Genomic DNA, 13,387 nt, shown 5'->3' on the forward strand with positions numbered 1-13,387 from the left:
CTATGCTATTTTATCAAGACGCTTTTGTATTTCGGTAAATTTTTTAAAGTGATACCTGTTCCTCTTACTACTGCTCTTAACGGATCTTCCGCAATGTAAACGGGTAAATCTGTTTTTTGGGAAAGACGTTTGTCTAGTCCTCTTAGCATAGATCCTCCACCAGCAAGGTAGATTCCGGTATTATAGATATCGGCAGCCAACTCTGGAGGTGTTTGGGAAAGTGTTTCCATAACAGCATCCTCAATCCTCAAAATAGACTTGTCTAAAGCCTTGGCTATTTCTCTATACGAAATTTGTACCTGTTTTGGTTTACCAGTGAGTAAATCTCTACCTTGAACACTCATTTCTTCTGGCGGTAGTTCAAGATCTTCAGTTGCGGCTCCAATTTGGATTTTAATCTTTTCTGCCGTACGCTCTCCCACATACAAGTTATGTTGGGTACGCATGTAGTAGATGATATCATTGGTGAAAACATCACCAGCAATTTTTACTGATTTATCACAGACGATTCCACCTAATGCAATAACGGCTATTTCGGTTGTTCCCCCACCTATATCTACAATCATGTTTCCTTTAGGTTGCATGATGTCAACACCTATACCAATAGCAGCTGCCATAGGTTCGTGAATCAAATAAACCTCTTTGCCATTAACGCGTTCGGCACTTTCTTTTACAGCTCGCATTTCCACCTCAGTAATACCAGAAGGAATACAAATGACCATACGAAGTGCCGGTGTGAACAATTTTTTCTTCAGAGCAGGAATGTTCTTGATGAACATACTTATCATTTGCTCTGAAGCCTCAAAATCTGCAATAACACCATCCTTCAGCGGCCTGATAGTTTTGATGTTTTCATGGGTTTTTCCTTGCATCATACTGGCCTCTTTTCCGGCAGCAATAATTTTTCCAGAAACCCTATCTCGAGCAACAATAGATGGGCTATCGACAACTACCTTGTCATTATGGATAATCAGTGTGTTAGCAGTACCTAAATCTATAGCAATTTCCTCAGTTAGGAAGTCAAAAAATCCCATTCGCTTATTGTAGTTTTTGAGGTTTAAAAATCAAATCTTGTAAATGTAATAAAATTAATGTTTAAAATGACGGGTTCCAGTAAATACCATCGCGACATTGTTTTCATTACAATAATCGATACTTAATTGATCTTTGATAGAGCCTCCAGGTTGAATGACTGCAGTAATACCAGCGTTATCTGCTATTTCAACACAATCAGGGAACGGGAAAAAAGCATCACTTGCCATAACCGATCCTTTTAATTCAAAATTAAAAGATTGGGCTTTGTGAATGGCTTGATTTAAAGCATCAACACGACTGGTTTGTCCAGTTCCGCTAGCGCATAACTGCTTGTTTTTGGCTAAAACAATAGTGTTTGATTTGGTGTGTTTGCAAATCTTGGATGCGAAAATTAAATCTTCCAATTCTGTATTTGAAGGTTTGTTATTTGTTACTTCGGTTAAATCTTCCAAAGAATCCGTAATGTTATCTCTATCTTGAACTAGAACACCATTTAAACAGCTTCTAACGGTTGTTTGTGGTAATTCAATATCATTTAAGATTAATAATATACGGTTCTTTTTGCTTTTTAGGATGTCAAGGGCTTCCTCAGAGAAAGAAGGAGCAATAACTACTTCGCAAAAAAGAGAATTGATTTCTTCAGCAGTCTCTTGATCAATTTCAGAATTACTGATTAAAATACCTCCAAAAGCTGAAACAGGATCCCCTGCTAGGGCATCTATATAAGCCTGTTTGGTTGTTTCTCTTTGAGCTAAACCACAGGCGTTGTTGTGTTTTAAAATAGCAAAAGTTGGAGCTTCACCTTCAAACTCTTTAATCAAAGTTACGGCTGCATCTACATCTAAAAGGTTGTTGTAACTCAACTCTTTTCCATGAAGTTTTGTAAACATGGCATCAAAATCTCCAAAGAAGAATCCTTTTTGATGAGGGTTTTCTCCATAACGTAAAACCTGTCCTTTGGTTTCGCTAATTTTTAAAGTCGGAATTTCATGATTTTTATTGAAATAATTGAAGATGGCAGAGTCGTAATGAGACGAAACATTAAAAGCTTTGGCAGCAAAATGTTTACGGTCTTCTTCTGAGGTTTCCCCATTTTTTTCTTTCAACAATTCTAAAAATTCTGCATAATCCTCCATGGAAGAAAGGCAAACCACATCTGCATAATTTTTGGCAGCGGCACGTATTAAAGAAATACCTCCAATATCAATTTTCTCTATAATATCTTGATGGTCGGCTCCAGACGCTACTGTTTTCTCAAAAGGATATAAATCAACAATAACCAAATCAATTTGCGGAATCTCAAAATCAGCAAGCTCTTTAATGTCCGAGGAATTGGATTGTCTGTTTAAAATTCCTCCAAAAATTTTAGGGTGAAGGGTCTTTACGCGACCGCCCAAAATAGAAGGGTAGGAAGTGACATCCTCAACAGGCACTACATCTATTCCTAAATTTTTAATGAAGGTTTCAGTCCCTCCAGTAGAATAAATAGTAACTCCTTGGTCATTTAATTGTCTTACGATGGGTTCTAGACCATCTTTAGAAAATACAGAAATTAAGGCCGATTTAATCGTTTTGCTATTGCTCATTTTTGAAGTGTTGTAAATAAGGGGCAAAAATAACTATTTCAGCCCGAAAAATGATAGCAAAACAACTAAAAATGAACAGGAATTTTAGCTGAAAAAAGAAAGCGGTTTACAATTATAGAATGGCAGCTACTTCCTTGCAGACAAACTCTAAAAATCTCTCATCCTCTGAAGTAAATGGATCTGGAGTATTAGAGTCAATGTCTATTTGCCCAATATTTTCTCCATCTACAAAAATCGGGATAACAATTTCAGCTTTTACAGTGATGCTACAAGCAATATAATTGTCTTGAGCCGAAACATCTGGTACTACAAAATTTTGGTTTGATACGGCTACTTGACCACATATTCCTTTTCCAAAAGGGATGATGGTGTGGTCTGTTGGTTCACCTACATAAGGGCCTAACTTTAATTCTTCTTTATCTCCATTTTTGAAATAAAAACCAACCCAATTGTAATATGGAACATTTTCTTCTAGAAGCTTGCAAATATTCAAAAGGCGTTCATCTAAAGATGAGGTTTCATCTCGAACAATCAATTCTACTTGTGGCTTAAGACCTTCCAAACTCATAATTCAAACTTTTTGCCAAAAGTATTTAAAAAGGCATGAGTACTGAGAATCATTTTGTATAAATTTAACACAGAAAAAATTATTTGATTGAAATCCCTAATAAAAAAGTATCGGGCGGTTATTGTGTTTATGCTTACCTTTTTGCTGGTCTATGCGGTACTTACCTTTACGTATAAATTTTATTTACAATGGTCTACGGGAAATATCTATTATCCCGATTACCTAACTCATTTGGTTGCTGAACAGAGTGCTGATTTATTGAGGTGCCTTGGGTATGAGGTGCAAATGGTTCCGCATTCAGAAGAGCCTACCATTAAATTTATTGTCAATGGAAAATATCTTGCTAGAATTGTAGAGGGGTGCAATTCTATCAGTGTGATTATTTTGTTTATTTCTTTTATAATCGCATTTAGGGGAGGTTGGAAAACAACATTTTTGTATGGGTTGTTGGGTAGCGTTTTGGTGTATGTGGCCAATTTGTTTAGAATTGCATTACTGTCTATTGGTTTGTATCATTTCCCTTGGCGATCTGAAATTTTACATGAGGTAATATTTCCTGCCATTATCTATGGTTTGGTATGTTTATTATGGATTTTATGGGTGAATCGGTTTTCTAATTTAAGTAAGACAAAAAATGACTAGGTTTTTGCAGTTATTTTCGGTTTTCGTATTAGTCATTTTATTGGTGTTGATTAGGTATTTTGAAGATCAGCTCTTCTACGACCCGTATCTGATATTTTTTAAAAATGATTACTTATACATAGATTCTCCAAGAAGGGAAACTTTAAGGTTGGTATTGTCGACAACTTTGAGATTTACACTAAACACAATAATTTCTTTGGGAATCATCTGGGTTCTTTTTAAAGACTGGGGTGCGGTAAAGTTTTCAGCAGTTTTATATGGGGTAGCCTATGTTTTATTGATGATTTTGTTCTTGTATTTTGTGGTCAACCCAAGACAGGAGGATTACTATTTGTTTTTTAATGTGCGCAGGTTTCTTATTCAGCCAATAATTCTCTTAATTCTTATCCCTGCGTTTTATTACCAAAGGCTACAGGTTAAAGTTTGATTTTTTGTAAATCTTAATATGGGTTTCTGTTGGAAATTTTTACCTGACCATGTATTTTTGGTTGATTAACTAATCAACCAAACTATTATATGAAAACATTACCTACTTTAATTGCTTACTTTTCTTTTGTTATAATCTCATTTGCCCAAACGGACTTAATCCTTTCTATTGATGGGGAGGAGTTTGAAGTTAATTTAAATGAAACGTATCACCTTAAAATCAATGGGAAGGATTCGGAAGTTCTTTTAAAAGAAAAGGATACATTACTTTTCAAGGACAGTAAGTTTAAATTTAAACATATTAAGAACCATAAAATAACGCAGTCAAAAATAGAAGAAGGGGTTATTCAAATAATGATGTTTACGGCTATGGGTTCTGGAGTTTTAGTTCAAAAATATGAGTCTTTTGATCCCAATATGCTGAAAGAAATGATGCTGAATGAAGTTATAAAGGAAAGTGTGAGCTATGGTTATAAAATGAAACGAGAGGATTATGAAAAGGAGCTTTCAGATGGTGTTAAGTTGAAAGTTTTGAAGGCTGTATTGGAGTATAAGGGTGAAATAGAAACTTACGAAGTTGCCTCCTACAGCGGAAAAAGAGATGAAGGCCTATTGTTTGTTACCATGAATCTGGATAGTATGGGAGAAGAAGAAGGTGCCGATATGATTGGTTTAATGTGGGATACCTTGATTTTAGTACCATGATTTTAGTTAAATTATAGCCAAAGAAAATATCAACGAATGGATTTCTAGCTACTTTTATTGTGTCGTATTAAAGACATTAATTATGGGACAATCAAAGCCTAAAGCTAAGCCTTCTGCTGCTCCAAAAGCGGCTCCAAAGAAAGCTCCGCAAGCTACTGCAAAGAAGAAGTAGTTTGTGTATTTAGCTCAATGTAATTGAGCATTATAACAGAAAAAGAAAAGACATGCCACCCCTTAGGGTGGCATTTATATTTTATATATGGTCATTTATTCGGAACCTTCCCCAAGTGGACGGATGGTAATTTCTTTGGTTTGGGAAATGAGCATACCATTACTGCCCATACCCTGAATGTATAATTCATAACCGGGATCATAATTGGGCAAATCAATAGAAAATTCCCCTAACTCATTAAAGGTAATATCAGGAATCCAATGCAAGACGCTGTAATCCCTAAAGTTTGACTCTCTTGAAGTATTGTAAAACGGAGAATGGTATTTTTCAGGGATTGAGAAGCCAAAACTTAATGCAGAGGATTGGAATGTTTCCTTATACTTGTTTCGTGTTTTAATACCTTTTTTGGTGAAAATATTGATGCTGCCTCCCAAACCACCAAAAACATCTGTTTGACGGGATACGTAAAGTTCCTCGATGTCATTTACACGTAAATCAGGGAGTAAATCTAAATCAGTATCATCCAGTTTTCTGTTATCCATATATATCGCTGGTTCATTTCTTCCTGCAAACCCAATGCCTCTTCTTGAAACAATTCTTAAAGTTTTCCATTTGGGGTGATAGAAAAAATCAAAGCCTTGATGCAAAATAACATCTACAACCCGCACAAAAGGTTCGTACCTATCTTTTAAATTCACATACTTGCCATTAAACCCTTTTCTGTAAATTTCATTTTTTGGTTTGTATTCTTTTTTGGTTAATAAGCTAACAGTGTCAAGTTGCGTTGTTTTGGGATCTATTAGAAAGGAATCTGGGAAAATAATGGCGTGGTTTTCTTTGAATAGGTTACTGTGACTTTGGGGGACATCTAGATTGCCCGAATTTTTTGTGGGATAAACATTGTAATAAATTCCTTTTTTAAGGATATCGCCTTTATCATTTTTTAAGCTAAGGCCTATGTAGCTACTGTCCGATAAAAAGAGATTATCAAAAGAGAAGTAATGGTCTTTGTCCAATTCTGAGCTGATCATTAATTCGTTTTCATGAGAGAACAAGAGAACTTCATTGTAATTTTTTTGTGGTTGTGTCAGTTTTCCTTTTATCTGTATTCCAGCTTCAAAAAAATGTTTGTCGTTTGGAGGGTAATTGAAAATATGGTTCCATGAATACTTACTCCAACCCTGGTTTAAAAGAAGTAGATCTAAATCATAAATGTTTTTTACGCTTTTTTCCTCAAAGTAATGAGCTGCATTTTCAATGTGTCCTTCAATATAAGGTCTTAAAAGAAAGGCATAGGTGATATCCTCTTTAAGGTTATTTGCTTTTGAAAAACGAGGTAGGGCAGATATGCTCAATTGATAAAAGGCCTGATCATTATCTGTCTTTTTAAAATAGAACCTAGTTGAATCCCGCCCTTTTTCAATTTTACTGATGTCAACTGAATTAATCAGGTTGTTGGTAAAGTTAAATATGACGCGCTCCAGTATGGGTTTATTCTGGTCGTTAAACACAGTAATGATATTAGCACCATCCATGAGTTCTCGTATGTTTAGAAGAAAAGTGTATGAAAGCTTGTCAGCAGAAAAATTTACATCAACTCTTTTTTTAAAGCCATCACGGTGAATTAAGAAATAATAAGGCTTTTTTAATAAATTAGGAAGGGTAGCAGCGTTTGTTTGTATGGTGATATAAACAGTTTCCTTATTATTGGAATGTGTTATTAAGTTTACGCCAAAAAGTTCAGCGCTCGGTAGTTGTTTGGTTATTTTATGTCCGTCATCAAATAGAATTTCTGCCGTGTATGAAATATTACTTTTCATTTCTAGCTGAAATTTTCCCATTCCGTAATCATTGCTATGGAAGGTCAATAGTGTTTTTCCTGAAGAGTCCTTAATAAGACCAGAAGCAATTTTTTCTCCTTTCCCGTCTTGCCTCAGAACTTTGAACCCTATGGAGTTGGTGGCATCAGCAATGCAGTGACCCCCTTCGGGCAAAAACTGAAGGTCATACTTGGGGAGTGATGCATGACTGTTGGTGGTTTGGTTGACTTCCTCTCCAATAATTTGAAAAGCGGTCACGCTCGATTCAGGAATGTGAAAGTTTTTCATCCAATTGGTAGTGACCTTGAGGTAGTAATTGCCTGGTTCGAATTTGGATAGTTCTATGTTTCCATGCGAGCAGCCATTCTCCGCATACCAGAGTTTTTTTGAAAGTAATTTCCCTTCCTCATCAAATATTTCAGTGTAAATATTGACAGTTGTGAGATAGGGGAGTTGTGTTTTAATGTTGTAAATGTAAGTTTTAAACCATAGATTTTCTGTAGGAAAAAAGAGGAGTTTGTTCATTTGAGTGTGGATAACCTCTTTGTCCAAAGAAAAATAATTAGAATAAGCCGATTCGGTTTGAGGTGTATTTGGTTTTTGTGCTAATAAAGTGGTTCCTAGGGATAAAAACAATATGGTTTTTGGGAGTATTGATTTTATCATGACTTTGGGTTTTAAGTAAAAATAGAGAATTGTAAAAAATATAAAAAAGAAAGCTGAAAATAATTATATGAATTTTATTACAAATTCCTTGGGTTCAAAATGACCTTTTAAAAAATTAAATAGGACTCAAAAATAAAAGTCACACCTTTGTTTTTGTCTTTAAAATAGGCGTTTGATTATAAATTAATTTAAAATATTTAAATAGTCACATAAAATATATGCGTTTAAGTGCTTTTCGTATGCATTTTAAGTTATATTTTGGTGGCACAAACTATTTAACTATTTATGGCTTCAACTACTATGTCTGCTTATATGTGGATTCTTTTATCCATTTACGCAGCTGTAATTTTATTTTTTGTTATTAGAGGAGCGAGGAAAACCTCCAGTATTGCTGATTATGCCGTTGGTAATTTAGGGTTTCCTTCTTGGGTTGTAGGGCTCTCCCTTGCGGCTTCAATGACAAGTGCAGCTACGTTTATTATTAATCCGGGCTTTATTGCTTTGTACGGTATGTCTGGTGTTTTATCCTTTGGGGTTGTTTTTCCTTTGGCGGCATTAATTTCACTTATTGTTTTTACAAAAGGGTATGCCAAATATGGTCAGTCGGTTAAGGCGACAACCATGGCGCAATGGATTGGAAAACGATACAATAGCGATTCTTATAAGTTGTTTTTTGGCGTGATTGCATTGCTGTTAATCACCTTCATTGTGTTAATTAATGTTGGGATTACGCAGGTAATTTCAAAATCCCTAAATGTTGAGCCTTTTTATGTTTTATTAGGAATCACCGTTTTTGTTTTTGGCTACATGATGTTTGGTGGAGCTAACTCCATGGTGTACACCAATACTATACAGGCTATTATTATGTTTATAGTAGCCTTGATTTTGGTCGGTTCTGGTTATGAGTATTTCTCTAATGGGATCTCAGGATTGTTAAATGATTTAAGTGCCATAGATCCTCAATTGGCAAAACCTACTAATGCTTCAAGTTTTCTGTTTAGGGACTATTTTGAGATTATATTCTGTCAAATAGTAATAGGAATTGCCGTCGTATGTCAACCACATATTATAACCAAATCACTTCTCTTAAAAGACCAGTCAAAAATTAATTCCTATTTATTTAGTGGTATTGTTTTTATGCTGGTTTTCTTTTCGGTAGTTATCGTTGGACTATATGCAAGGATGAGCTTTCCAGATCTTTCCGTGAATGGTGTCTCTTTAAAAATGGATGAAATAGTTCCAACTTATGTGGTACAAACATTTTCAGTAGGAGTAGGATTGGTTATTGTTGTTGGTTTAATATCTGCTGGATTATCTACTTTAGAAAGTTTAATTCAATCCCTGTCCATTACGATTACTTCAGATATTTTAAAGCCAATTTTAAAAGAAAGGATGCCTGAAAATATCATCATAGTTAATAAGCTAGTTGTTGTGGTTTTGGCCGTCGTAAGTTTTCTTTTTAGTTGGGCTCAAATAAAAAATCCTAATGTGAGTGTTGCCATTTTTGCTCAAAATGGGGTCTATGCCTATTTTGGAGCCGCTTTTGTGCCCGTGCTTTTTGGAACTTTCTTTAAAACAGTTTCTACACGTGCAGTTTTTATAGCAAGCATCGTATCGCTAGTAGTGCATTTTGGTATATATTATGGAAGGATTACGCCCTATATGCAAGAACCAGTGAACAATCCTGGAGTGTCCGCTGCAATAGGAATCGTTATCTCACTATGTGTGGGATTAATTATTAACAAAATAGATTCAAGAACAAATGGATAGATTGGATTGGATACGAAAATGGGCAGATTACACACCTAATAAAATAGCCCTTACCTCCTTTGAGCGAAATGAAACTTATTCATATGCCCAGTTGGATACCTATGCAGATCGATTGATTGATCGTTTTTTTGATATTGGTCTTTCTGAAGGCGATAGGGTGGCCGTCCTCTCAGAGCATTGTCTGGAATATATCGTTCTGTTTGTAGCATGTCAAAGAATGGGACTCATGCTTGTCCCCTTGAATTTCCGATTTTCCAATTCTGAATTAGCTCGATTGATAAAAGATTGTACTCCCAGTCTTATGGTTGTTTCAGACTCTCAAAAGGATAAATTACCAACGTTAGATATCTCAGATATTAAGGTGTTGTCTAGGGAGGTCATTCGAGAGATTTATATGAATCCTATTGGAGTTTGCCAAAGGGATTTACCAATCAAGGAAGAAAATCCGGTCTTTATTTTTTATACCTCTGGCACAACTGGTGCTCCAAAGGGTGTGTTGTATACAAACAAAATGATGTTTTGGAATAGTCTGAACACCTCCATGCAATTAGGGATAACATATAGAGATTCTACCATTAACTCCTTGCCACCATACCATACTTCGGGATGGAACATTTTTGTGACACCTTTACTGCATAAAGGAGGGCATATTTGTATGGTTGAAAAATTTGACCCTGAAAAGGTTCTAAGACTTTTAAGTATTTATGATACGACATTGTTCATGGCACTTCCTACCATGCTTCTAATGATGCAAAAATCGCCAGTTTTTAAGGAGGTTGAATTGTCAAATTTGAGGTATATTATTTCTGGAGGAGAAACGGTCCCTAGTTCGATGGTCTCCTATTGGAAGGAAGAAAAGGGGATTCTAATAAGGCCGGGTTATGGGTTAACCGAGGCAGGTCCCAGTATTACCTCTTTGCACCACAATATGATACTAACTAAACCAAATTCTATTGGGAAACCCAATTTTTATTTGGAATTGAAAATTTTGAATAAAAATGGCGAACTGGCCAAAACAAATGAAATTGGCGAGTTGTGTATTAAAGGAGAAGTAGTAACTCCAGGATATTGGAATAACTCTGTCAAAACCAAGAGTAAAATAAAAAATGGGTGGCTGCATACTGGCGACTTTGCTCACCGCGATGAGGATGGATTTTTGTATATCAAAGGAAGAAAGAATGATATGTATATTTCTGGAGGTGAAAATATTTATCCTCAAGAAATAGAAATGCATTTAGAACAAATAAAAGAGGTCAAGAAGGCCGTGGTTTTGAGTGTTGAAGATGAAAAATGGGGGCAATGTGGCTTAGCTTTTGTGGCTAAAATGGAAGGGAGCAATTTAAAAGTGGAAACTATAAAGAACTATTTAGATCAAACCTTAGTGTCATTTAAGCATCCAAGGTCCATCTTTATTTTAGACGAAATTCCCTTGACAAGTTTGAGCAAGGTGTCCAGGAAGAAACTATTAAAATATTTCAAAACCATAAGCCAAGAGTGAAAATGTGTCGTCAATTTACGTTGTGTTTTATTATCGTTTGTAGTATGTATGTACAAGCCCAAAAAGCGTCAGGTAAGATGAAAGATATCTTAACCGCCTACTCATTTGACACCCAATATGTGTCTTTAGATTCAATGGAAATTGCTTATGTAAAGCAAGGTAACTCAGATAAAAATTTACTTTTTATTCACGGGCTAAGTAGTAATCTCGAGGCATGGTCAAATAACATTTCAAGACTTCAAGAGAATTATACCTGCTATGCTTTGGATTTGCCTGGTTTTGGTAAATCTAGCAAGGTAGACGCTGCCTATACGCCAAGTTTTTATGCAAAGGTAGTTCGTAGGTTTATGGAAAATCAAAAGTTAGATCATGTCATTTTGGTTGGTCACTCCATGGGAGGCCAGGCAGCTATTAAATTTACTGAGTCGTATCCTGAGTTAGTTGAAAAGCTGATTTTGATAGCTCCTGCGGGAATAGAAACCTTTTCAGGTCAAGAGGCACAGTTTTTAAAAAATGCGTTTACTGAAGATTTCGTGAAAAGTACTTCTGAAGCGCAAATAGAAAAGAACTACGCTTTGAATTTTTACAAAGCTCCAAAGGAAGTTGAAATTATGATTGAGGACCGGAAAAATATTAGGGAAGCCTCAGATTTTTATCAGCATGTCCAAGCCATAGTGCGAAGTGTTCATGGTATGTTAGATGAGCCAGTATTCGATGATTTGAAGGCTATTTCAAAACCAACTTTGGTCATTTTTGGTTCCAAGGATTATTTAATACCAAATAAATATTTGCATCCTAATTCAACTACCAAAGAGATAGGGCAGTTAGCAATAGAAAAAATTAAGGGAGCCCAATTGGAAATGGTGGACGATGCCGGACATTTTGTTCAGTTTGAAAAACCTGAAGAAGTCAATGCCTTAATAAATTCATTTCTCCAAAAGCCATGAAAGTTAAGCTTAAAAAATTTACCGAATTCAATAAACAGCTACTTCCTAATGAAGCGAGGTATTTAGCTTCCAAAGAGAATTTTCTGGACGTTGAAAAGAAGGCTATTTTTGATTTATTGATTAGTAATTGTTTAAATCAGATTGGGTTTGAAGAATTTGATGACTCCATTAACAAAAGAAAATACTCTTACATCAAGAATTGGGTGGAGAAGCGAATTAGAGCCATCGATGTAGATTTGACTCTGGAGTGGCTTATTGATTTAAAAAGGAAGATTTTAACGGATGCCATTACGGCTGATGATGAAGCTGAGTTTTTGGGCTACTTGACACAATATAAGTCTATAGAGTTTAATTTTCAGACGTTGTATGATTTAGCCAGAGAATATAAGCCTTATTTATTGGTGAGAATGCGATATAATGATCATCAAATTGTTTCGCGATTTCTGGAGGAATTCAAAGGGGCCTATGAGCAATCCATGCAGGTAAAGGATAAATTATATCATGCTACCTCTGCCATAACCGATCAATACACCTTGAACAATCAAGAGACCAGTCATATGGAGTCATGGTTGATGGATATTTTTGAGAATGAAACCATAGATGGTAAAAATAGATATCAGGCCTTTGTTTTATTGGCCTTCATGTATACCAACTATGGAGAGAATCAAAAGCTAGAGATTTTATTCGAAAAAATAGATCGGTTTTTCAGCAATGGAATGATGTATTCCAAACGATTACTTTGTAATTATTATGCCAGTAGGGTTCTTTTGCATTCTAAAGAAGGGGATTTTAAAAAAGCAGAGTATTTTGGTTATCTCTCAGTGCGGTATGAGAACAATGATACCCTTATGTATGTCAATAATTTAGTGGCTATTTTATTAAGAGCTCATAAGGCGACAGAGGCTAGGAGATTACTGAATAAACATGTAAAACTATATCAAGAAACTCATAATTATCATCAAAAAATAGGATATGCGTCCTACTTGATTCGTACCTATATTGAATTGGGGAAAGCCGATTTGGCCATATCAACTGCTGAAATATTCCTTAAGAAATACAATGAAGATATTCTAAAGCATAGATGGCATCATTTTTTTACATCCTATGTCAGTGCTTTGGTATCTCAAGAAAAGTATGGAGAAGTTCTTAAAGTTTCCTCGAAGTATCATTTGGAAGAGCGAGAAAACGAAAGAAAGCTTAAAAATAATTATGTGCCTAATATTGCATGGAGTATTTCTTTATCACGCTTTATGGAGGGTAAAATTAGCTCTGAGGTGCTTTTGAAAGAAATTAAAGATCCTTTAGTTGATATTGAAGCGACTTCAAACCAAAAAGAATTGATGGCCAAAGTCATTGAAAAGCTCTCAAAAAATTTACCAGAAGCATTTGAGAAATTAAAGTCGCACGTTTTGTTTGAGTCCATTTAATGGGTGTTTTCAGTTGTTTTTTAGTTTAAAATCAAAGTGAATATAAAAAGTCACACGCCTACAGTTATTCTTTCAATCCCATTTTCTTTTTCAATACAATTAGATTGCGTGCACAAACTAATTTA

Annotated in this window: 11 protein-coding genes; 7 read left to right on the plus strand and 4 right to left on the minus strand. The window is 35.3% G+C overall.

From position 1 onward, the window contains the following. Window positions 1–5 precede the first annotated feature (5 nt). The 3 genes from GZ212_RS12855 to GZ212_RS12865 all read right to left on the minus strand — a co-directional run bounded on the left by GZ212_RS12855 (window position 6) and on the right by GZ212_RS12865 (window position 3,189). A complete protein-coding gene (locus GZ212_RS12855) occupies window positions 6–1,034 on the minus strand; it encodes a rod shape-determining protein (RefSeq protein ID WP_053970281.1) in 1,029 nt (342 codons plus the stop codon). Between the two features lie 54 nt (window positions 1,035–1,088). Next, window positions 1,089–2,621, minus strand: coding sequence for a bifunctional phosphoribosylaminoimidazolecarboxamide formyltransferase/IMP cyclohydrolase (gene purH, locus GZ212_RS12860; protein ID WP_166960975.1), 1,533 nt, complete (start codon window positions 2,619–2,621; stop codon window positions 1,089–1,091). Window positions 2,622–2,733: 112 nt separating this feature from the next. Further along, window positions 2,734–3,189: a GAF domain-containing protein gene (locus GZ212_RS12865; protein WP_166960978.1), complete on the minus strand. Its 456-nt coding sequence runs from the start codon at window positions 3,187–3,189 to the stop codon at window positions 2,734–2,736. Window positions 3,190–3,276: 87 nt separating this feature from the next. Between GZ212_RS12865 and xrtF the strand changes: the two genes are divergently transcribed. The 3 genes from xrtF (at window position 3,277) to GZ212_RS12880 (ending at window position 4,962) form a co-directional block, all read left to right on the plus strand. After that, window positions 3,277–3,831 carry an exosortase family protein XrtF gene (gene xrtF, locus GZ212_RS12870; protein WP_166960981.1) on the plus strand — a complete coding sequence of 185 codons (555 nt, stop codon included), beginning with the start codon at window positions 3,277–3,279 and terminating at the stop codon, window positions 3,829–3,831. Then, window positions 3,824–4,258, plus strand: coding sequence for an exosortase F system-associated protein (locus tag GZ212_RS12875; protein ID WP_166960984.1), 435 nt, complete (start codon window positions 3,824–3,826; stop codon window positions 4,256–4,258). Before xrtF ends, GZ212_RS12875 begins: the two co-directional genes overlap by 8 nt. An 89-nt stretch (window positions 4,259–4,347) precedes the next feature. Beyond that, window positions 4,348–4,962 (plus strand): hypothetical protein, encoded by a 615-nt coding sequence (locus GZ212_RS12880; protein WP_166960987.1) that lies wholly within the window; start codon window positions 4,348–4,350, stop codon window positions 4,960–4,962. Between the two features lie 267 nt (window positions 4,963–5,229). On the opposite strand, the gene GZ212_RS12885 is transcribed toward GZ212_RS12880, so the two are convergent. Then, on the minus strand, window positions 5,230–7,620 hold the full coding sequence (locus tag GZ212_RS12885) for a hypothetical protein (protein WP_166960990.1): 2,391 nt from the start codon (window positions 7,618–7,620) through the stop codon (window positions 5,230–5,232). A gap of 285 nt (window positions 7,621–7,905) precedes the next feature. Here GZ212_RS12885 and GZ212_RS12890 point away from each other — a divergent pair, with 285 nt between their 5' ends. The 4 genes from GZ212_RS12890 to GZ212_RS12905 all read left to right on the plus strand — a co-directional run bounded on the left by GZ212_RS12890 (window position 7,906) and on the right by GZ212_RS12905 (window position 13,262). Next, window positions 7,906–9,390 carry a sodium:solute symporter gene (locus GZ212_RS12890; RefSeq protein ID WP_166960993.1) on the plus strand — a complete coding sequence of 495 codons (1,485 nt, stop codon included), beginning with the start codon at window positions 7,906–7,908 and terminating at the stop codon, window positions 9,388–9,390. Beyond that, window positions 9,383–10,888, plus strand: a complete 1,506-nt coding sequence (locus GZ212_RS12895) for a class I adenylate-forming enzyme family protein (protein WP_166960996.1) — start codon at window positions 9,383–9,385, stop codon at window positions 10,886–10,888. Before GZ212_RS12890 ends, GZ212_RS12895 begins: the two co-directional genes overlap by 8 nt. 77 nt (window positions 10,889–10,965) lie before the next feature. Beyond that, window positions 10,966–11,835 carry an alpha/beta fold hydrolase gene (locus tag GZ212_RS12900; protein ID WP_166960999.1) on the plus strand — a complete coding sequence of 290 codons (870 nt, stop codon included), beginning with the start codon at window positions 10,966–10,968 and terminating at the stop codon, window positions 11,833–11,835. After that, window positions 11,832–13,262: a hypothetical protein gene (locus GZ212_RS12905; RefSeq protein WP_166961002.1), complete on the plus strand. Its 1,431-nt coding sequence runs from the start codon at window positions 11,832–11,834 to the stop codon at window positions 13,260–13,262. The genes GZ212_RS12900 and GZ212_RS12905 overlap by 4 nt, the downstream gene beginning before the upstream one ends. Window positions 13,263–13,387 lie beyond the last annotated feature (125 nt).

Origin of the sequence: Mangrovimonas sp. CR14 (assembly GCF_011764015.1) — a bacterium.
In the GTDB taxonomy this organism is placed as follows: Bacteria; Bacteroidota; Bacteroidia; order Flavobacteriales; family Flavobacteriaceae; genus Mangrovimonas; species Mangrovimonas futianensis.